17 protein-coding genes, 13 tRNA genes and 2 rRNA genes (1 of these 32 cut by a window edge) are annotated in these 19,382 nt (G+C 41.7%); 26 read left to right on the plus strand and 6 right to left on the minus strand.

The window, feature by feature from the left end:
• The 15 genes from L1999_RS02890 to L1999_RS02960 all read left to right on the plus strand — a co-directional run.
• Positions 1 to 1,571: ribosomal RNA gene (locus tag L1999_RS02890) — 23S ribosomal RNA — on the plus strand; it begins 1,364 nt to the left of the window's first position.
• Between the two features lie 78 nt (positions 1,572 to 1,649).
• Positions 1,650 to 1,765, plus strand: a 5S ribosomal RNA gene (gene rrf, locus L1999_RS02895).
• Positions 1,766 to 1,806: 41 nt separating this feature from the next.
• Positions 1,807 to 1,881 (plus strand) — tRNA-Glu (locus L1999_RS02900).
• A gap of 9 nt (positions 1,882 to 1,890) precedes the next feature.
• A tRNA-Val gene (locus L1999_RS02905) sits at positions 1,891 to 1,966 on the plus strand.
• A gap of 39 nt (positions 1,967 to 2,005) precedes the next feature.
• Positions 2,006 to 2,079: transfer RNA gene (locus L1999_RS02910), tRNA-Arg, on the plus strand.
• A gap of 8 nt (positions 2,080 to 2,087) precedes the next feature.
• A tRNA-Pro gene (locus tag L1999_RS02915) sits at positions 2,088 to 2,164 on the plus strand.
• Positions 2,165 to 2,187: 23 nt separating this feature from the next.
• Positions 2,188 to 2,264: transfer RNA gene (locus L1999_RS02920), tRNA-Met, on the plus strand.
• A 13-nt stretch (positions 2,265 to 2,277) separates the two neighbouring features.
• Positions 2,278 to 2,370: transfer RNA gene (locus tag L1999_RS02925), tRNA-Ser, on the plus strand.
• Between the two features lie 177 nt (positions 2,371 to 2,547).
• A tRNA-Met gene (locus L1999_RS02930) sits at positions 2,548 to 2,621 on the plus strand.
• Positions 2,622 to 2,624: 3 nt separating this feature from the next.
• Positions 2,625 to 2,701: transfer RNA gene (locus L1999_RS02935), tRNA-Asp, on the plus strand.
• A gap of 42 nt (positions 2,702 to 2,743) precedes the next feature.
• A tRNA-His gene (locus L1999_RS02940) sits at positions 2,744 to 2,819 on the plus strand.
• 20 nt (positions 2,820 to 2,839) lie between these two features.
• Positions 2,840 to 2,914, plus strand: a tRNA-Gln gene (locus L1999_RS02945).
• A gap of 8 nt (positions 2,915 to 2,922) precedes the next feature.
• Positions 2,923 to 2,996, plus strand: a tRNA-Cys gene (locus tag L1999_RS02950).
• Between the two features lie 11 nt (positions 2,997 to 3,007).
• Positions 3,008 to 3,081: transfer RNA gene (locus tag L1999_RS02955), tRNA-Gly, on the plus strand.
• Between the two features lie 4 nt (positions 3,082 to 3,085).
• Positions 3,086 to 3,159 (plus strand) — tRNA-Ile (locus L1999_RS02960).
• Positions 3,160 to 3,564: 405 nt separating this feature from the next.
• On the opposite strand, the gene L1999_RS02965 is transcribed toward L1999_RS02960, so the two are convergent.
• Entirely contained in the window at positions 3,565 to 4,365 is an 801-nt protein-coding gene (locus tag L1999_RS02965; RefSeq protein WP_430540002.1) for a Cof-type HAD-IIB family hydrolase, read from the minus strand.
• A 158-nt stretch (positions 4,366 to 4,523) separates the two neighbouring features.
• Positions 4,524 to 5,489: a LacI family DNA-binding transcriptional regulator gene (locus L1999_RS02970; protein ID WP_235742146.1), complete on the minus strand. Its 966-nt coding sequence runs from the start codon at positions 5,487 to 5,489 to the stop codon at positions 4,524 to 4,526.
• Positions 5,490 to 5,686: 197 nt separating this feature from the next.
• Here L1999_RS02970 and L1999_RS02975 point away from each other — a divergent pair, with 197 nt between their 5' ends.
• The 8 genes from L1999_RS02975 to L1999_RS03010 all read left to right on the plus strand — a co-directional run bounded on the left by L1999_RS02975 (position 5,687) and on the right by L1999_RS03010 (position 13,083).
• Positions 5,687 to 6,451, plus strand: coding sequence for a sugar phosphate isomerase/epimerase family protein (locus tag L1999_RS02975; RefSeq protein WP_235742147.1), 765 nt, complete (start codon positions 5,687 to 5,689; stop codon positions 6,449 to 6,451).
• Entirely contained in the window at positions 6,448 to 7,407 is a 960-nt protein-coding gene (locus tag L1999_RS02980) for a sugar kinase (RefSeq protein ID WP_235742148.1), read from the plus strand. The genes L1999_RS02975 and L1999_RS02980 overlap by 4 nt, the downstream gene beginning before the upstream one ends.
• A gap of 1 nt (position 7,408) precedes the next feature.
• The gene (locus L1999_RS02985) at positions 7,409 to 8,695 is read left to right on the plus strand and encodes an MFS transporter (protein ID WP_235742149.1); all 1,287 of its coding nucleotides are present in this window, start codon (positions 7,409 to 7,411) and stop codon (positions 8,693 to 8,695) included.
• 131 nt (positions 8,696 to 8,826) lie between these two features.
• On the plus strand, positions 8,827 to 9,804 hold the full coding sequence (locus L1999_RS02990; RefSeq protein ID WP_235742150.1) for a LacI family DNA-binding transcriptional regulator: 978 nt from the start codon (positions 8,827 to 8,829) through the stop codon (positions 9,802 to 9,804).
• Positions 9,805 to 9,909: 105 nt separating this feature from the next.
• The gene (gene hxlA / locus L1999_RS02995) at positions 9,910 to 10,554 is read left to right on the plus strand and encodes a 3-hexulose-6-phosphate synthase (protein WP_235742151.1); all 645 of its coding nucleotides are present in this window, start codon (positions 9,910 to 9,912) and stop codon (positions 10,552 to 10,554) included.
• Positions 10,527 to 11,096 carry a 6-phospho-3-hexuloisomerase gene (hxlB, locus tag L1999_RS03000; protein ID WP_235742152.1) on the plus strand — a complete coding sequence of 190 codons (570 nt, stop codon included), beginning with the start codon at positions 10,527 to 10,529 and terminating at the stop codon, positions 11,094 to 11,096. Before hxlA ends, hxlB begins: the two co-directional genes overlap by 28 nt.
• 366 nt (positions 11,097 to 11,462) lie before the next feature.
• Positions 11,463 to 12,494, plus strand: coding sequence for a Delta(5) desaturase DesA (locus L1999_RS03005; protein WP_235742153.1), 1,032 nt, complete (start codon positions 11,463 to 11,465; stop codon positions 12,492 to 12,494).
• Between the two features lie 73 nt (positions 12,495 to 12,567).
• Positions 12,568 to 13,083: a response regulator gene (locus tag L1999_RS03010; protein WP_235742154.1), complete on the plus strand. Its 516-nt coding sequence runs from the start codon at positions 12,568 to 12,570 to the stop codon at positions 13,081 to 13,083.
• Positions 13,084 to 13,310: 227 nt separating this feature from the next.
• On the opposite strand, the gene L1999_RS03015 is transcribed toward L1999_RS03010, so the two are convergent.
• The 4 genes from L1999_RS03015 to L1999_RS03030 all read right to left on the minus strand — a co-directional run bounded on the left by L1999_RS03015 (position 13,311) and on the right by L1999_RS03030 (position 15,997).
• Positions 13,311 to 13,499: a hypothetical protein gene (locus L1999_RS03015; protein WP_215041527.1), complete on the minus strand. Its 189-nt coding sequence runs from the start codon at positions 13,497 to 13,499 to the stop codon at positions 13,311 to 13,313.
• A gap of 133 nt (positions 13,500 to 13,632) precedes the next feature.
• Entirely contained in the window at positions 13,633 to 14,841 is a 1,209-nt protein-coding gene (locus tag L1999_RS03020; protein ID WP_430540021.1) for an MFS transporter, read from the minus strand.
• Entirely contained in the window at positions 14,837 to 15,268 is a 432-nt protein-coding gene (locus tag L1999_RS03025; protein ID WP_235744232.1) for a MarR family winged helix-turn-helix transcriptional regulator, read from the minus strand. The genes L1999_RS03020 and L1999_RS03025 overlap by 5 nt, the downstream gene beginning before the upstream one ends.
• 138 nt (positions 15,269 to 15,406) lie before the next feature.
• On the minus strand, positions 15,407 to 15,997 hold the full coding sequence (locus L1999_RS03030; RefSeq protein WP_235742156.1) for a guanylate kinase: 591 nt from the start codon (positions 15,995 to 15,997) through the stop codon (positions 15,407 to 15,409).
• 345 nt (positions 15,998 to 16,342) lie between these two features.
• Between L1999_RS03030 and L1999_RS03035 the strand changes: the two genes are divergently transcribed.
• The 3 genes from L1999_RS03035 to L1999_RS03045 all read left to right on the plus strand — a co-directional run bounded on the left by L1999_RS03035 (position 16,343) and on the right by L1999_RS03045 (position 19,372).
• On the plus strand, positions 16,343 to 16,981 hold the full coding sequence (locus tag L1999_RS03035) for a hypothetical protein (RefSeq protein WP_235742157.1): 639 nt from the start codon (positions 16,343 to 16,345) through the stop codon (positions 16,979 to 16,981).
• 224 nt (positions 16,982 to 17,205) lie between these two features.
• Positions 17,206 to 18,174 (plus strand): LacI family DNA-binding transcriptional regulator, encoded by a 969-nt coding sequence (locus L1999_RS03040; RefSeq protein WP_235742158.1) that lies wholly within the window; start codon positions 17,206 to 17,208, stop codon positions 18,172 to 18,174.
• A 226-nt stretch (positions 18,175 to 18,400) separates the two neighbouring features.
• Positions 18,401 to 19,372 carry an ABC transporter permease gene (locus tag L1999_RS03045; protein WP_235742159.1) on the plus strand — a complete coding sequence of 324 codons (972 nt, stop codon included), beginning with the start codon at positions 18,401 to 18,403 and terminating at the stop codon, positions 19,370 to 19,372.
• Positions 19,373 to 19,382 lie beyond the last annotated feature (10 nt).

Consider the following 19,382-nt stretch of genomic DNA (forward strand, 5'->3'; position numbering starts at 1 on the left):
AAGGCTCGTCCGCTCAGGGTTAGTCGGGACCTAAGCCGAGGCCGAAAGGCGTAGGCGATGGACAACAGGTTGATATTCCTGTACCACCAAAGAATCGTTTGAGTGATGGGGGGACGCAGGAGGATAGGGTAAGCGCGCTGTTGGATATGCGCGTCTAAGCAGTTAGGCTGAGAAGCAGGAAAATCCGCTTCTCGTGAAGGCTGAGCTGTGACAGCGAGGGAAATATAGTACCGAAGTTCCTGATTCCACACTGCCAAGAAAAGCCTCTAGCGAGATTCCAGGTGCCCGTACCGCAAACCGACACAGGTAGGCGAGGAGAGAATCCTAAGGTGAGCGAGAGAACTCTCGTTAAGGAACTCGGCAAAATGACCCCGTAACTTCGGGAGAAGGGGTGCTCTTTGGGGTTCATAGCCTCGAAGAGCCGCAGTGAATAGGCCCAGGCGACTGTTTAGCAAAAACACAGGTCTCTGCGAAGCCGCAAGGCGAAGTATAGGGGCTGACGCCTGCCCGGTGCTGGAAGGTTAAGAGGAGGGGTTAGCGCAAGCGAAGCTCTGAATCGAAGCCCCAGTAAACGGCGGCCGTAACTATAACGGTCCTAAGGTAGCGAAATTCCTTGTCGGGTAAGTTCCGACCCGCACGAAAGGCGTAACGATCTGGGCACTGTCTCAACGAGAGACTCGGTGAAATTATAGTACCTGTGAAGATGCAGGTTACCCGCGACAGGACGGAAAGACCCCGTGGAGCTTTACTGTAGCCTGATATTGAATTTTGGTACAGCTTGTACAGGATAGGTAGGAGCCTGAGAAGCCGGAGCGCCAGCTTCGGTGGAGGCGTCGGTGGGATACTACCCTGGCTGTATTGAAATTCTAACCCGCACCCCTGATCGGGGTGGGAGACAGTGTCAGGTGGGCAGTTTGACTGGGGCGGTCGCCTCCTAAAGAGTAACGGAGGCGCCCAAAGGTTCCCTCAGAATGGTTGGAAATCATTCGTAGAGTGTAAAGGCACAAGGGAGCTTGACTGCGAGACCTACAAGTCGAGCAGGGACGAAAGTCGGGCTTAGTGATCCGGTGGTTCCGCATGGAAGGGCCATCGCTCAACGGATAAAAGCTACCCCGGGGATAACAGGCTTATCTCCCCCAAGAGTCCACATCGACGGGGAGGTTTGGCACCTCGATGTCGGCTCATCGCATCCTGGGGCTGTAGTCGGTCCCAAGGGTTGGGCTGTTCGCCCATTAAAGCGGTACGCGAGCTGGGTTCAGAACGTCGTGAGACAGTTCGGTCCCTATCCGTCGTGGGCGCAGGAAATTTGAGAGGAGCTGTCCTTAGTACGAGAGGACCGGGATGGACGCACCGCTGGTGTACCAGTTGTCTTGCCAAAGGCATCGCTGGGTAGCTATGTGCGGACGGGATAAGTGCTGAAAGCATCTAAGCATGAAGCCCCCCTCAAGATGAGATTTCCCATAGCGTCAAGCTAGTAAGATCCCTGAAAGATGATCAGGTTGATAGGTCAGAGGTGGAAGCGTGGCGACATGTGGAGCTGACTGATACTAATCGATCGAGGACTTAACCATAGTAATAAGCGAACTCGTTTTTACAACATTTCTTCTACATTATCTAGTTTTGAGAGAATGATCTCTCAATTTAATAAGTCTGGTAATTAAGGCGAGAAGGTCACACCCGTTCCCATACCGAACACGGAAGTTAAGCTTCTCAGCGCCGATGGTAGTTGGGACTTTGTCCCTGTGAGAGTAGGACGTTGCCAGGCTTCGCCCCTTTGGGGCTATTATTTTGTCAATTTTAATAGTTGGCCCCTTGGTCAAGCGGTTAAGACACCTCCCTTTCACGGAGGTAACACGGGTTCGAGTCCCGTAGGGGTCACCATCTTAATATGGAGGATTAGCTCAGCTGGGAGAGCATCTGCCTTACAAGCAGAGGGTCGGCGGTTCGATCCCGTCATCCTCCACCATGATTTATTTACGAAAGTGAAAATTCACTTTATTATCTTGCGCCCGTAGCTCAATTGGATAGAGCGTCTGACTACGGATCAGAAGGTTATGGGTTCGACTCCTTTCGGGCGCGCTTATTTGCGGGAAGTAGCTCAGCTTGGTAGAGCACTTGGTTTGGGACCAAGGGGTCGCAGGTTCGAATCCTGTCTTCCCGACCAGTCGCAGGTTAAAATTGGATTATGGCGGTGTAGCTCAGCTGGCTAGAGCGTACGGTTCATACCCGTAAGGTCGGGGGTTCGATCCCCTCCGCCGCTACCATATAGTTTTATACGGAGGAATACCCAAGTCTGGCTGAAGGGATCGGTCTTGAAAACCGACAGGCGGGTCAAACCGCGCGGGGGTTCGAATCCCTCTTCCTCCTCCATATTTACTTAACTTTTTATTTTTTCCTTTTATTATCGCGGGGTGGAGCAACGAGCGTTGCCTCAATGAATAAACTGCGAGTTGTACCCATCGAGCTGTTGCTTGAATAAGCTTTCTGAGATGGGGACAGTCAATAACAAAACATGGAGCATGCTCCAAACTTTATAACTTTTATTATCGCGGGGTGGAGCAGTCTGGTAGCTCGTCGGGCTCATAACCCGAAGGTCGTAGGTTCAAATCCTGCCCCCGCAATTTGGTCCGGTAGTTCAGTTGGTTAGAATGCCTGCCTGTCACGCAGGAGGTCGCGGGTTCGAGTCCCGTCCGGACCGCCATTTTTATACGAGTAGCTTTAGCTGCTAATGATATATATTTCGGCGATTGTGGCGAAGTGGTTAACGCACCTGATTGTGGTTCAGGCATTCGTGGGTTCGATTCCCATCAGTCGCCCCATTTATATTTAAAAAAACTTTTGGGCTATAGCCAAGCGGTAAGGCATCGCACTTTGACTGCGACATGCGTTGGTTCAAATCCAGCTAGCCCAGCCATTTTTTTAGGCAGCATAGCCAAGTGGTAAGGCCGAGGTCTGCAAAACCTCTATCCCCGGTTCAAATCCGGGTGTTGCCTCCAAAATGTATATTGCGGGTGTAGTTTACTGGTAAAACCTCAGCCTTCCAAGCTGATGTAGTGGGTTCGATTCCCATCACCCGCTCCAATATGGGCCTATAGCTCAGCTGGTTAGAGCGCACGCCTGATAAGCGTGAGGTCGATGGTTCGAGTCCATTTAGGCCCACTTAAAAACCTGATTTCCATCTGGAAATCAGGTTTTTTTTCGCATTTGAAGGAATTGCTGTTTTCATGAGGACAGAAAGAAGAAGAGCAAAGTTATGTATATCCGCATGAAGAGCTAATGAAGACAAAAAGAGAAAGATCCAGGTATGTATGTCCGCATGGAGAGCTCATGAGGACATAGAGAGAAAGATTCAAGCTATGTATGTCCACATGGAGCGTTCATGAGGACAATGAGAAAAGGATCTAAACCAGAAAAGTCCACATGACGAGCTTAAGAGGACAAAAATGAGATAAGCCTCAAATTTTTTTAAAAAACCCCCCTCACTTTTTCTCTATTATACTTTCATATTCAGTTTCTATTTAAATAAAACGAACAGTGGCCTGCACTGTTCGTTAACTCCGAGTACTAAAGAGCAAGACTTTCTTCCAACAGTCCCACCTTCAAAAGTCCATTGAGGATCCCATGTTGAGAGGAAGAGGTAGTAATGACATCAGCCGCTGCTTTTGCTTCTGGCACGGCATTGCCCATAGCCACTCCTGTTCCTACTGATGCCAACATCTCAATGTCATTTAATCCATCCCCAAAGGCAAAGGAATTTTCTTTTTCAATTTCTAATACTTCTAGAAGTTTCTGAATCCCGATTGCCTTTGAAGCACCGCGCGGGAGAATATCGTAGGCAACATCATGCCATTTGACGAAACTGAAATCAGCGAAGTAATCGATATATCGTTGGGCATCCATTTCGCTGCAATATAAATGACCTTGATAGATCGACAATTGATTAAAATAATCTTTATCTACCTCGGGATAGGGCATCATCAAGGAATCGAAGCTAGCTTCAATAAATGGATGGTTTTTTTCATTCACTTTATAATCCTCATGACTGCAATAGGCTAAGGCATGGCCATTGCGAAGTGCCATAGCAGACATGGATTGAAGGATACTAGGGTCAATTGGATTGGAGTAGACCTCTTTTCCTCGGTACACCACATATTGTCCGTTCATGGAAACATAAGAATCAATGTTTAGTTCCTTTTGAATCCAGTAAAACATCTTAGGAACGCGGCCAGTCGCAATGACGGTCTGTATCCCTTTGTCCTGGAGCAGCCGAACAGCTTTCTTCGTGGACTCTGGAATTGACTTTTTATCATCTAATAATGTTCCATCAATATCAAAAAATACAATTGGTTTTGTCAATATAGCCACCTCCGGGTAGACACAACACCGTCGTTACGCTCTAGTGAGTTAGATCACGCCGACGGTTGTTGTATGTCGTGCATCTACATCATATTTTATGAAACGCGTTTCAGGTCAAGGGAATAATAAAAAAAGACTTGTGCCTTCAGGTCAAGTCTTTACAAAGCTTATACAGTTTCACGTTCAATTAATGCAGCTGGAATCTCTTGATGGAGAGCCACATGACTATCGCTAACAACCTGTAGAAATAGTTTCTTGCCAATCTCGATGAGAGGAATTTCAATCGTCGTAATCCGCATCATTTGTGCGATTGGCTGATTGTTAAAACCAATAATCGCGAGATCACGTGGAATGGAAATCTTGCGTTTTTGTGCACTGGTAACAAGACCGGCTGCAACCTCATCACTTGTTAGCAGCATAGCCGTTGGCGGATTTGACAATTGTTGAATCCGGTTTAATACCTTATTTCCATCCTCAAAGTGCAGACAACGAGTAATAATATATTCTGGATGATAGGGAAGCTGATATTTTTCAATAAAATGCTGATAGGCTAATGCTCTATTTTTGCTATTTGTACCCGAACTGCGGTAGATACAATAGCCAATTTTACGATGCCCTTTCTGGTATAAGTACTCAAGAGCTGCCATGAAACCTTGATAATGGTCTACAAACGTAGAAGGGACATTCCTGCCTCTTGTATCTTCACATAAAGTAATGGGTCCATATGATAAATATTCTTCAATAGTGGCCCAGCTGGAGGTCCTTGAACAAATCACTAAACCATCAATCTGCTTTTGTTTAAGCATTTGCAGGGCTTCAAATTCTTTGTCCTTATCATAGCTGGTCTGGAATAAGACCAGCTTATAGTTATGTCTTAATGCTTCTGCAGCGATCCCTTTTATTAAGAGAGAAAAATATGGATGGTCAATAAAGGGAACAACCACACCAACAAGAAAGGTCTTGCCCATACTTAAATGGACAGCATTAATATTCGGCTGGTAATTACTTTCCTTAATGGCTGCTAAGACCTTATTTCTTTTTTCCTCGCTTACATAGGGATGTTTATTTAACACCCTTGAAACTGTGGTTACAGAAACTCCAGCCATTTTGGCTAAATCTCTAATGTTTGTCATCGCATCACCTTCTTAGTAAGTGCTTGGTTAATACGATTATAGTACAAACACCGGGCATTCTATATAAACGAGAAAATTTTTAAAAAATTATGGTTGCAAAAACGCTTACATTGGGTTTATAATACAGATAAATCGATTTACTAAATCGGTTTACTAAAACGTTTTAGAATAATTTTCATCTGGAAAGGGTCTTGATTATGAAAAATGTGATTGTCCCGTTAAATGCTTTTGACAGCAACGATGTGACAACTAACGGCCAAGCATCATTTGTCAAACTGATTGCTGAATCCGGTGCTTATGGGATTGAGATTCGTCGAGAATTATTACCTGCAGTAGTTTTACCACTTGGTAAAATAAAGAGTGAAATTGATCGATATGGACTATTCACTGTATATTCAGCTCCAATTGAATGCTGGAAAGAAGATTATCAGTTAAACGAAGATCAGTTGAATTGTATTTTTCAAGAAGCTGTCATCCTTGGTGCAAAGTGGGTAAAGGTTTCATTAGGACATTTCCAGCAAGATAAATCAAATATAGCTGAACTGGGAAAATTTCTGACTAAGCAAAAGGATATACAACTTTTGGTTGAAAACGATCAGACACCTCATGGAGGAAGTGTTCAGCATCTCCAGGCCTTTTTTGAAAGCGTTGTCGACCAAAATGTACCTGTCAAAATGACCTTTGATACAGGTAACTGGTATTATTCAAAACAGGATGTAGAGGAAGCAGTTCAAAAACTAGCACCATATGTAAGTTATCTTCATTTGAAACAGGTAACAGAAACGCTCGAAACCGTGCCGCTTGAGAGAGAGGGTGAACACATCTGGAAGCAAGTTATGAGTAGTTTCCCAGCCGATATTGTGAAAGCGCTTGAGTTTCCAATTGTACCCAAAGAGAAAACGAAAGAATTTATTCAAATGATTACCGATATGTCAAGAGAAAGGGAGGCGTTAGTAAGATGAAACCGCTAGACGTAGTTACGTTTGGAGAAGCGATGACGATGTTTATCGCTAATCAGCCGGGCGCATTACATGAAGTAAGCCAGTTTACTAGAGAACTAGCAGGGGCAGAAACGAATGTCGCGATTGGGCTGGCGAGGCTGGGACTTTCCGCCGGCTGGGCTAGTAAGGTCGGAAATGATGCCTTTGGCAAATTCGTCATTAATCGGCTGAAAAATGAAAACGTCAACATCGATCATGTATGGTTAGATGAAAAATATCCAACAGGATTCCAATTAAAATCAAAAGTGCTCGAAGGTGATCCAGAGGTTCAATACTTCCGAAAAGGTTCAGCAGCAAGTCATCTTAATGTAGCTGATTTTAAAGAGGATTACTTTTTAGCAGCAAAACACATGCATATGACGGGGATTCCGTTAGCAATATCGGACGAGGCAAGAGAATTTGCCAACCATGCTCTTGCGTTTATGAAAAAAGCTGGCCGCACGGTTTCCTTTGATACCAATTTACGCCCAAGTCTTTGGAATTCACAAGAAGAAATGGTGAAACATATTAACGAAGCGGCTTTTCAAGTTGATTATGTGCTGCCGGGTATTTCTGAAGGCGAAATGTTAACCGGTTACAAAGATCCTCGTGATATGGCTTCCTTTTATCTTGATAAAGGTGTTAAGCTAGTCGTGATAAAGCTTGGCAGCACGGGAGCATTTTATAAAACAACATCTGAAGAAGGAACGGTGCCAGGCTTCAAGGCAGAAAAAATTATAGATACCGTGGGGGCCGGTGATGGTTTTGCTGTTGGGGTTATCAGCGGATTATTAGCTGGGCTTACCATTAAAGAAGCGGTGATAAGAGGAAATGCGATTGGTTCCCTTGCTGTTCAAACACCTGGAGACAATGATGGTTATCCGACAAAAGATAAACTTTTAGCTTATATAGAAAAAAATACACAGGGAGTGAAATAGGATGAAACAAACAATTGCAAAACAAAGATGGCTTCGCTTAATTCCAATCGCCTTTATTACCTATAGTCTTGCCTATCTTGACCGGGCAAACTATGGATTCGGAGCAGCGGCAGGATTAGCAAAAGATCTCCATATTACACCTGGTACTTCCTCATTACTTGGTTCGCTATTTTTCTTAGGTTATTTCTTTTTCCAAGTACCTGGTGCTAGTTATGCCGAAAAGAAAAGTGCAAAAAAATTAATCTTCTGGTCCTTGATTTTATGGGGCGGATTAGCTTCGGCAACGGGCCTTATTACTAATATTAAACTATTGTTCGTCATTCGGTTTGCACTTGGGGTAGTCGAAAGTGCTGTTATGCCGGCAATGCTTGTATTCTTAAGCCACTGGTTTACAAAAGCAGAACGTTCCCGTGCGAATACCTTCTTAATTTTAGGTAATCCAGCCACTGTCCTATGGATGTCGATTGTATCCGGATACTTATTAAACTCCGTTGGCTGGAGATGGATGTTTATCGTTGAAGGAATGCCAGCAATCATCTGGGCATTCATCTGGTGGAAATTAGTGAATGACAAGCCAAAAGATGCCAAATGGTTATCAGAAGATGAAAAACGCGAGTTTGAATTACAGCTAGAAAAAGAACAAGAAGGTTTGAAAGCGGTTAAAAACTACGGTGAAGCTTTTAAATCAAAACCAGTCATTTTATTAAGTGCTCAATACTTTCTTTGGAGCATCGGCGTTTATGGCTTTGTGATGTGGCTTCCTTCTATTATCAAAGCGGCACCAAACATGGATATTGTGACAACCGGCTGGTTATCATCTGTTCCGTATATTTTAGCTGTTGTGTTAATGTTATCAGCCTCCTATTTCTCTGATAAAACATTAAATCGCAGTGGTTTCGTTTGGCCATTCCTATTAATCGGTGCAGTAGCATTCTATGCTTCCTATGCACTTGGCACAAGTCATTTCTGGATTTCGTTCATCCTGCTTGTAATTGCTGGGGGTGCAATGTATGCACCATACGGACCGTTCTTTGCGATTATTCCTGAAATCCTTCCTCGTAATGTAGCCGGCGGGGCAATGGCGCTAATTAACAGTATGGGTGCGTTAGGTTCATTCGTTGGTTCGTATATTGTTGGTTACTTAAATGGAACTACAGGTGGGTTTGGTGCATCTTATATCTTTATGGCAGGTTCTCTATTCCTTTCTGCCATCTTAACTGTTTGGGCTGTAAAAGCTGCAAAAAAGGATCGAAACAGCAAGCCTGCAGGTGTAAAAGTAACTGCTTAATTTAGAGATGAAACGAGGGATGACAGCAGGCAGCTTGCCAGCGCTCATCCTTTTTTCTTTTAAAATTGGAAAATTAACCGCATTGCCGCTAAAATGAAGTCATCGACAGTGAATGAAAGAGGACGAGTAGAATGGAAAAAGTGACGATGGCAGATGTTGCAAAAGCAGCAGGTGTTTCCAAAAGTACAGTTTCACAGTATTTAAATAATCGCTTTGAATATATGGGTGAAAAAACAAAGCTGAAGATTGAAGAGGCGATTGAAGCCCTTGGTTATCAACCCAATTATATTGCTAGAAGCTTAAAGCAAAAACGAACCTCGATGGTCGGGATTATTGTTGCCAATATTATGCACTATTTTTCAACTGAGGTTAGCAGGGCAATTGAGGATTTTTTCCAAGGCCATGACCTTCATGCAATTGTGTGTAATGCGGATGATGATCCTGAAAAGGAAAAGAAGTACATCGAAATGCTGCGGGCCAAACAAGTGGATGGTCTGATTATCTTTCCAACAGGACAAAATAATTCATTATATGAAAGTATGATAAAGCAAGGTTATCCGGTTGTCTTCATGGACCGAAAAGTAGAAAATCTACCGGTGTTTTCGGTCGTCACAGATAATCGCGAGTCGACCTTTCGTGCCATTCAGCAATTTGTGGCAAACGGCCACCAGCGGATTGCTTTTGCTGTTCAGCCGCTGATGGTGAGTACCCGAAAGGAACGTTTTGAGGGTTATCAGCAAGCGATGAAAGCTGCCAATCTAGAAATAAATCCAAACTATGTGATTGAATCGGACATTCCAGGGATGAGCAGTAAGCTAGAAAGGCTATTTTCATTGGAGGAAAGGCCAACTGCGATTTTTGCTGGTAATGATCGTGTATTTTTAGAAGTAGTTAAGTGCCTAAGAGCAAAAGGATTAAAGATTGGCGAGGATATTGAGCTAGTTGTCTTTGATAATATCCCATTTGCACAGGTCGTGGAAACGCCGATTACCTTTATTGTTCAACCCGCTACGGAGATGGGAACAAAGGCTGCGGAACTGTTATTTGAACAAATCAATAAAGTAGATAGGGCATCGGAAGAGTTTGTTTTTCCAAGTAAGTTGGTTTAGAGGAGAGTGGAGATGCTCCCCTCTATCCAATTATGCTAAAAGGGTATATACTTTTAATAAACCGATTTAGTAAACCGTTTTACTTTTAGTGAAGGAGTCTATTCAATGAAAATACAATTAGCTTTGGACCGGATGGGGATTGCAGACGCCATCGAGCTTACCAGAAAAGTCGCTGATTCGATTGATTGGATTGAGGTGGGTACATCGTTAATCAAAGAATTCGGTATTGTCAGTGTCAAGGAACTGAAACAGGCCTTTCCAGAGAAAACCGTCGTTGCGGATATTAAAACGATTGATAATGCCAGGTATGAATTTGAGATGTGTTTTGAAGCGGGAGCTGATCTAGCGACTGTCATGGGGGCAGCGCCGCTTGTTACCATCGATGCGTGTATGGAAGTGGCCCGTCGATATAAGAAGAAAGTGATGATTGATTTATTGAATACCTCATCAGAACAAAAGAGGGTGTTAATGAAATACAAGGATGCGATTCTTTGTGACCATGTTAGTAAGGATGAACAAGAGGAAGCGGGCTCACAGAATCGTGGAACCACGAGTGGGCAGCCTTTTGTTGAACCGGCCATTCAAATGGCGGCTGCCGGAGGAATTACCTTAGAGTCAATTGGTACGTTGAGAGCAACGATGAATCCAGCTGTCGCCATTATTGGATCGGCGATTACGAAAGCGGAAAATCCTGCTGAAGCGGCCGCAAAGTTTAAACAAGTATGCCATCAAGAGGAGGAGTTAGTATGATTGTTTCAACTATTTTAAAGGAAATTGAGACTGTATTACGTCAGGTGTCTGAGGAAAATCTGCAAGGTTTGGCAGTTGAATTACAAAAGGCTAAGCGGATTTTTATTATTGGTGAAGGACGGTCAGGGTTAATAGCCAAGTCATTTGCGATGAGATTAATGCATTTAGGCGCAGCCGTATTTGTTGTAGGGGAAACCATCACTCCTGCGATTGGCGAAGGAGACCTCTTGGTCGCAGTATCAGGGTCTGGAACAACAAAAAGTGTTGTCTGGACGGCTGAAAAGACACAATCACTTGGCTGCCAGGTCATCGCGGTAACGACCAATCCCGACTCACCGCTAGCAGCGGCTTCTTCGAGCATCCTGCACGTTCCGGCAGCTACAAAATACCGCCGCGAAAATGAATTAAAAACAATCCAGCCGCTGGGGTCATTATTCGACCAATGCGTACACCTGTTATTCGACACGATCTGCCTGCAGTATAGTCAGCTAAGCAGCGTCAGCAACACCGACGCGTTCTCTCGCCACAGCAATTTAGAATAGCAAGAAGTTGTAAATGGTGTAATTGGTGCCTGACACCATTCGTGTACAGTGTACATTCCAGATGCACAAAGATAGCGGACAGCTGCGAAGAGGCTGATTCAAAGGATACCTTTGAATCAGCCTTTTTCTTTTAGTCAAACTCTAAAAGGGAGGTGTCAATAAAAAAAATTAAAAATTTATTAGGTAATTTATTCCATGTGGATCTCGGAAAACCGCGTAATATCAACGGTGCCTGACACCGTTTTCAATATATTCACCTTAAATATGACATTTATCATGGTTGTCATATGACACCTGCTACTAACATGTACATCAACCTTCCTCTATACTTTGAAGAAAGACTAAGAAGGAAAGGAATTTAAATAAATGACCTTACATGATACGAAAAATCTAAAGAAACAAGTCGCTCCGTTTGAAAAGTCAACAACTAAAGAAAGTATCTTTCAAATTTTCAACACAGTGGTCCCATTTATTGTACTCTGGTACCTGGCCTACGTTAGCCTATCAGTATCTTATTGGTTAGCTTTGGTTCCAGTTATTATTGCAGCAGGCTTCTTAACAAGGATTTTTATCATTTTTCATGACTGTACCCATTTCTCCTTTTTTAAGAGCCGCCGAGCTAACCGTATCCTCGGAACGTTTATGGGAGTTCTCACAGTGCATCCTTTTGATCAATGGGGACACGAACACTCGGTTCACCACGCGACAAGCGGCAACTTGGATAAGCGCGGAACAGGGGATATTTGGACACTGACCGTCGATGAATATTTAGCCTCACCGCTGAAGACTCGTATAGCTTACCGATTCTACCGCAATCCGTTGGTCATGTTTGGATTAGGTCCCATTTATGTATTCCTTTTAAAAAATAGGTTCAACCGTAAAGGTGCAAGACCAAAAGAACGTAACAATACGTATTTAACGAATATTATCATAGTAGCCTTAGTTGCTTTACTTTGCTGGGCAGTCGGCTGGCAGGCGTTTTTGATCGTGCAAGGCTCGATATTCATGATTTCAGGAGCTGCAGGAATTTGGCTTTTCTATGTACAACATACCTTTGAAGATTCATATTTTGAGCATGATAAAGAGTGGGAATATGTATTAGCAGCAGTTGAAGGAAGTTCCTTCTACAAACTGCCAAAAGTATTACAGTGGTTAACAGGCAATATCGGCTTTCACCATGTGCACCACTTAAGCCCAAGGGTTCCTAATTATAAACTAGAAGAGGCGCACGCTAGTACATCGCCATTACAGCATGTTCCAACGATTACACTTGCGACAAGTCTCCGTTCATTGCGTTTCCGTCTTTGGGACGAGAAAGCGAAGAATTTTGTAACCTTTAAAGACATTAAGGAAGCTGCCAAAAAGAGGATTTCTGTTCAGGCAAAGCCAGAACTATAAAAAAGGCTGACTCCACTCTCACAAAGTGGAACAGCTGCCTACTACTTACTGGCCAGATAAGGAGAGAACAAAGGTGATTCGAATTGTAATAGCGGAAGATCAGGAGATGCTGTTAACGGCAATCGGTTCACTTCTCAATTTGGAAGATGATCTAGAAGTCGTCGGACTTGCTGCAGATGGAGAGGAAGCCATTAGACTCGTTTATCGTTTAAAGCCGGATGTATGTTTAATGGATATAGAAATGCCAGTAAAGAGCGGACTTGAGGCAGCCGAAATCTTACAGCCACACGGCTGCAAAGTGATCATTTTAACCACCTTTGCTAGAAAGGGCTATTGGCAGCGTGCCTTAAAAGCGAATGTAAGAGGATACCTACTAAAAGACAGTCCTAGTGAGGAGTTAGCTGGTTCGATTCGAAGCATTATTGCTGGAAAGCAGATCTTTTCTCAAGAACTAGTCGACGAAGAGTTCAATGGCTTCGAGCATGAAGAACCGGTTCAAACTGAAGCTCTCAATGAAAAGCTGAAGTTGGGGACTGTAAGAAAGTATCTTACGGCGTTAAGGGAAAAAATGAAACTCCCGACAGGATAAATAATTAAAATGAGGAAGCCTTACATCACGACACTGTAAGGCTTCCTTTTTTTGAAGAAAGTTAAACAAACGTTTGATTGAAATGCGTAAAACCTTGAAGGTCAAGGGATCTAAGATTTAATCAAACGTTTGATTAATAATCGCAAAAAACTAATCAAACGTTTGATTAAACGGGTCTTAATCCTTGTTATAAAGGAGTTAAGGGCCCATATTGGATTGAAACAAACTCAGGTCTCTAAAACGATCTGTTTTTCTTTTTCTACTTCCAAAGCAGAGACAATATAGGCAAATCCATTCATCAAGAAAACCATGACATTTGATTGGAGCCGTTCACTTTCTCCTAAATAAGTATTTATCAAAATGATAACAGAATACAAAATAACAAAATATAACGCCAGTTTATTGAAAATGGCCAACTAAAACAACCCCTTTATTTAGGATGCTTATTCTATCTTATTTCCCTCAAGCAGGACTTATGCAAGTCATGGACAATAGGCTAGAATCTTAGCTATAAAAATAGAGGCGAAAGCAATCCGCCTCTTACTCACATTATGCTACTTTATTTAAATTTGCTCTAATACCACTTTCCCTTTTACCATGTAAGAAATAGTAAAGGGCAGTTGAAACAAGAACAACTAAGCCAAGAATGACATACAACGATCTATAACCGGTTGCTGGAATGATGAATCCAAGGATATAAGGTCCAAAACCTAATCCGGCGTCAAGAGCAATAAAGAAAGTAGAAGTGGCCAATCCCATCCGGTGTGCCGGCGTTAATTTGACCGCAATCGCCTGTGTGCTTGACTGCATATTACCAAAGCCAAGACCAATCAACGCACCAGCCACAAGTAACATCAGACCCGAGTTGACGGCACTTAGAAGCACCATACCGCCCGCCAAAATGATAAAGCCAGGATACATAATATAATTCGCCCCTCTTGTGTCCATTAAGCGGCCAGTGAATGGGCGTGAAAATAAAACAGCAATCGAATAAACAAGAAAGAAAAAGCTTGCGGCACTTACAAGGTTAATTTCATTTGCATAGAACTTAATAAAGGAAAGAACACTTGAATAACAAAACGAGATGACAAGAGTAATAATGGCAATCGGCAGTGCCCTTGGCTCGATAAAGTTCGAGATTTTAAAACTTTTCGTTTCGACCGAAGACGGTTGTGTAGTCATGGTGATTGCTGGTATATACACAAACAATGAAGTAACAAAACTAATGACCCCTAGAACAACGGAAAAAATAAAGATCATTTGGAATGTGGTATGCTGAGTCATAAATAACCCAATGAACGGACCAATTGCTGTTGCAAGAGTAGTACTCATGCTGAAGTAACCAATGCCCTCCGCTTTACGTGCTGCGGGAATGATTTGAGCGGCAATGGTACCTGTTGCGGTCCCGACGATACCGGCAGCCACACCGTGCAATAAACGGGTTATCAGCATGATCCCGATATTCGAACTAATTAAGTAAAGCATGGTAGTTAAGATAAAGAAGACTAGCCCAATAAATAGCGTTTTTCTGCGGCCGAGGGACTCAATAAACCGTCCGGTAAAAAGCCGGCCAATTAGAGAACCAATGATAAAGATTCCGGTCACCAGACCTGCCTGACTTGTTGATGCCTGAAACTGATCGACTGCATACTCGCCAATAATAACAATCAACAGGTAAAATACAAGGTTAATCAAAAAATTAACCCCGGATACAATAATAAAATCCTTCGTCCATAATCTTGATGTATTCACATTAATTACCCCTTACTTTGTAAATATTATGTTGTATTTCCTCCATGATTTGGATGGTCTCGATTTGTTGCTGCTCAGTAATTCCTTCTAAAATTTCTTGCTCGTATTGGTCAATGGTTACACGAACATCTTGATAAACTTTATTGCCAGCTTCCGAAAGCTGCATTCTTTTTTCACGTTTATCCTTCCCTGGAACATGCTCTACATATCCAAGTTCCTCTAACCGGCTAATCGTTCTTGTAATGGTCGGCTTTTCGACACTCATATAATGGGAAAGCTCCACAAGCGTAGCAGTTCCATTTTGGGCTAAATAGTACAAAATCGACCATTGTGCTCTGTAGAGCTGGTGTTCAGCAAGATGAACATTAAGCCTGTTTTCAAATGGCCGGTACATCATTAGTAATTGATGAAAAAACTTTTGAGAAGTTTTTATGGCAAACACCTCTTATAATAAATAGTTACTCTTGATAATAGTTATCCTGGGTAACTATATCATATTTATGTCTCCCTTGTCCAGTCAATCAAAAAAAGGCAAACAGTGCCTGGCACTGTTTGCCTTCGTTTGGAATGATTAATAATCTGTTACTTCGAGATTCCGATCCAAAAAGGATTCAATCAATTCGCTGATTTGATAGGAAACCTGTGGGGAATCATAATTTTCATAAGCATATTCACAACTGCTTTTATAACTCATGGTCTCATCATAATGAGTCATATGGCGCTCGATTACATCGTCTGCATCTTGACGGTCATGCTGTCTTTGAATAACGGTATCACGGTCAGCATAGATAAAGATTCGGACGACTCCTTCGCCATACATCTTTTTCAGCTTTTCTGTCCCCTCAGGATTCAAGGTAAGATAGACATAGTCGTGGTTTTGAAACGCTTCAACAATGTCTTGTTCGCGAATTCCATAATGAAAACCATCAATTTCAACGCTTTCTAGAAATTCTTGTTGGGATTCCATCTGACTGAATGTTTCTTGGCTGACAAAGTGGTAATCTTCACCGTCTTTTTCATAGTGACGGGGGGAGCGGGTAGTATAAGAGATGACAGTTTCCATATCAAATGCAGTAGCGACCATTTTTGCAATTGTCTTTCGTCCTGAACCATCGGGACCTGTATAAACAAATATTTTTTCTTTACCTTTGATTTGATACATAATGGAGCCTCCTTTTAATATACATGAAAACTAGTTTCTAGTGGGTTTATGCAGGAAGTTATGGGGATTACGACCATTATAGCAAAAACATGGTGTCAATAGATGGGTTTTTTGGTCGATTTTATTTTAAAACAAAGACTACAAATAGGACACACCCACTCTAACATGTTCTTCTCTATTCTATCATAACCTGAAGGGTTAATAAAAAAAAGTAATTAAATTTTATAAAATACATAAGTTTACCTTATGAAAATGATTACAATATCCCTCTTTCTTTGGAAATCTTAGTCCATTAAGTCACCTTTATTGTACAATAAGGAAAGATTACAGTTTAGGGAGACAACAATGGATAAAAAAGAGCAATCATTACTGAAATTTTATTACGAAAAATTACTAGAAAACACGTTTGATGAAAAGGACCTATATGGGTTTTTACTAGCAATCCGAAAGCAAACTAAAGAGATTCGAAGTATACAAGAACTGACCGACTTTGTAATGCTGCGAGATCAACATCAAGGTTATGTAACACAATACCTTCTTGAAACAAGGAAAAAATTCGAAAGCCTTGGGAAAACAAAATCAGCTTTCCGTATCGAAGATGTGTTTGCGTTTAAAGAAATTAAAAATGGACTCAATAAAGCTTTAGCAGCTGTTGAATTGGCAGGATTATCAAACGAACAGGTAAATGATTTTTCGGCCTGCTTGATTTCGATTCTGCAGCAGGTGAAAATTATTGAGGATGACCGCGAGATTGGAAAGTTATATTTTGCGTTATCAAATAGACAGATCATTTTAATGGCAGAGGTTGAGGTTACTCAAAATCTATTTAAGAAAACGAATGCTGTATTTCCGGTTCTGACAGCGAACAATAGTTATATCGATATTAAAAAGCAAGACCGCTATGATACGCCATACTTGTTTGTTGATAAAGTAGTGGAGGTAACAAATCATACTGGTAAACTCGAAATTATGATTCCTGAATAATGGTATGGGCGGTGGATGTGATCCTGCCGCCTTTATTGTTTAGGAGGACATTAATTGCCCGCCGTTTGCGTAGGTGCATTGTTTTTTAAAAAATTTTTAAAAAATTTTTAAAAACATATTGAAACGTTTCCATGGTGATGGTAAGATAGGCTTATCAAATGAATGAAACGTTTCCAAAGGGATAATTAGTTCATTAAATTGCATAAAAATCGGAGGTAATTGTAGTGCCAAGTATTAAGGATGTTGCCAATTTAGCAGGGGTAGGGGTTGGCACTGTCTCTAGAGTCATAAACAATCATTTAAATGTGACACCCGAAACCATAAAGAAAGTAAATGATGCAATTAAACAATTAAACTACATACCTAACGAAGTGGCAAGAAATTTTAAAATGCAAAGGTCGAAAATGGTTGCGCTTTTGCTTCCGAGTGTATGGCATCCTTTCTTCTCAGAAATGGCCTTTTACATCGAAGATCAACTTGACCAAGATGGGTTTAAGCTAATGCTCTGTAATAGCGGGGGAAGGCCTGATAAAGAAGTCTATTACCTTGACATGTTCTACCAAAACAAAGTCGCAGGTATTATCGGACTCACTTACAATGACATTGAAGCAAATGTAAATACGGACATTCCATTTATTAGTATTGATCGTCATTTAGGAACAAACATTACCTGTGTGACAAGTGATAACTATGAAGGTGGAAGAGTGGCTTTAAGAGAACTTGCAAAGGCTGGAGTAAAGAAAGCCGCATATCTAGGTATAACGAGTGATGCTTATAGTGAAGTCGTCCTGAGGAAAAACGGATTCGTAGATGAAGCAAAATTACACGGTATCGAATGTGTCACATTTGAAGAAAACGACAATGTATACAACGATGATGCTTTTTTCAACCGTTTCTTTCAAAACCATGGCGATATTGATGGAATCTTTGCGAATACAGATATTCTTGCTGCTAAATACATCAAAAAAGCAAATGAAAAAGGCTTGAAAATTCCTGAAGATGTAAAGGTCATTGGATATGACGGAATTCAGGACAATGATTTGTTTCATCCAATCCTTTCCACCATCAGACAGCCGGTTGAAGAAATGGCGAGAATGTCTGTCAACCTTTTGCTAAGAAAAATTGAAGGCGAAGAGCTGGAGCAAGAGATTTATCGAATACCAATTCACTATCGGAAAGGGGAAACAACGTAACTAATTTTTTTAGCTAAGATTGGAAACGTTTCAACAGGATAGCTGGGGAGTCATGAAATAAATGAGAGAATGACCGTCCCCCTTTTCCTTGAATAGGTACTAAATTTTTTTAACTCTTGATGGAAACGTTTCAACAGCTGAAATGGAGTGCATAAGCTAGTCTTGCAGCCTGATAGATTGCCTGCTCGAACATGTATTTATTTTAAAAAAAGTTGAGGGAGAGAATATGAAATTAACCTTAAAAGCTTCCACTAATTCCTTAAAACCATCTACCATTCCATTGGAGCGTTTAAACAAGAAAAGTAGAGTGAAAAGGATCATGGAAAACTATGAGCTCTATCTCTTTTTATTGCCAGCCATCGTCTATTTTATTGTATTTCAATATATTCCTATGTATGGTGTTTTAATCGCCTTTAAAGATTTTACCCCGTCACTTGGAATTTTAGGAAGCCCTTGGGTAGGTTTTGAACACTTCGAACGATTTTTTCATTCTTATCAGTTTTGGGATTTAATTAAGAATTCTCTGGGGTTGAGTATTTTTCAACTTATCATCGGATTTCCGATGCCCATTATTATTGCCCTTTTGCTAAATCAAATGATTCATGAAAAATATAAGCGATTTGTCCAAACCGTCATTTATGCCCCGCATTTTATTTCCATTGTGGTACTCGCTGGAATGATGTTTGTCTTTTTTTCAGATAAAGGACTAATTAATAGTGTTGTCACGTTATTCGGAGGAAAAGCGGTTGCTTTTATGTCAGAGCCTGATTGGTTTAAGCCCCTTTATATCGGTTCCGGAGTTTGGCAGGAAACGGGTTGGGCTTGTATTGTCTATCTCGCTGCGCTCGCAGGTGTCAGCCCGGAAATTCATGAAGCCGCAACGATGGATGGGGCAAATAAATGGCAGCGAATCTTACATGTTGATATACCAGCAATTATGCCTACAGCCATTATTCTTCTCATTTTGTCTGTTGGGAATCTAATGAATATTGGTTTTGAAAAGGCCTACCTGATGCAGACGCCTCTTAATCAACCGGCTGCAGAGATTATCCCAACATACGTTTATAAAGTGGGATTACAGCAAGCTGAATACAGTTTTGGAGCGGCAGTTGGATTATTTAACAGCATAATTAATTTGATTCTGCTCTTTATTGTCAACAAAACAGCCAAGAAACTTTCTGGCTCAGGGCTATGGTGAGGAGGATTAA

The organism is Neobacillus drentensis, from assembly GCF_021560175.1.
GTDB classification, from domain to species: Bacteria; Bacillota; Bacilli; order Bacillales; family Cytobacillaceae; genus Neobacillus; species Neobacillus drentensis_A.

What these genes read in the sequence shown, in the direction of transcription:
- L1999_RS02970 (WP_235742146.1), bottom strand. Translation starts at nt 5,489, where the DNA reads ATGACAAACATTAGAGATTTAGCCAAAATGGCTGGAGTTTCTGTAACC.
- L1999_RS02975 (WP_235742147.1), top strand. Translation starts at nt 5,687, where the DNA reads ATGAAAAATGTGATTGTCCCGTTAAATGCTTTTGACAGCAACGATGTG.
- L1999_RS02980 (WP_235742148.1), top strand. Translation starts at nt 6,448, where the DNA reads ATGAAACCGCTAGACGTAGTTACGTTTGGAGAAGCGATGACGATGTTT.
- L1999_RS02985 (WP_235742149.1), top strand. Translation starts at nt 7,409, where the DNA reads ATGAAACAAACAATTGCAAAACAAAGATGGCTTCGCTTAATTCCAATC.
- L1999_RS02990 (WP_235742150.1), top strand. Translation starts at nt 8,827, where the DNA reads ATGGAAAAAGTGACGATGGCAGATGTTGCAAAAGCAGCAGGTGTTTCC.
- hxlA (WP_235742151.1), top strand. Translation starts at nt 9,910, where the DNA reads ATGAAAATACAATTAGCTTTGGACCGGATGGGGATTGCAGACGCCATC.
- hxlB (WP_235742152.1), top strand. Translation starts at nt 10,527, where the DNA reads ATGCCATCAAGAGGAGGAGTTAGTATGATTGTTTCAACTATTTTAAAG.
- L1999_RS03005 (WP_235742153.1), top strand. Translation starts at nt 11,463, where the DNA reads ATGACCTTACATGATACGAAAAATCTAAAGAAACAAGTCGCTCCGTTT.
- L1999_RS03030 (WP_235742156.1), bottom strand. Translation starts at nt 15,997, where the DNA reads ATGTATCAAATCAAAGGTAAAGAAAAAATATTTGTTTATACAGGTCCC.
- L1999_RS03035 (WP_235742157.1), top strand. Translation starts at nt 16,343, where the DNA reads ATGGATAAAAAAGAGCAATCATTACTGAAATTTTATTACGAAAAATTA.
- L1999_RS03045 (WP_235742159.1), top strand. Translation starts at nt 18,401, where the DNA reads ATGAAATTAACCTTAAAAGCTTCCACTAATTCCTTAAAACCATCTACC.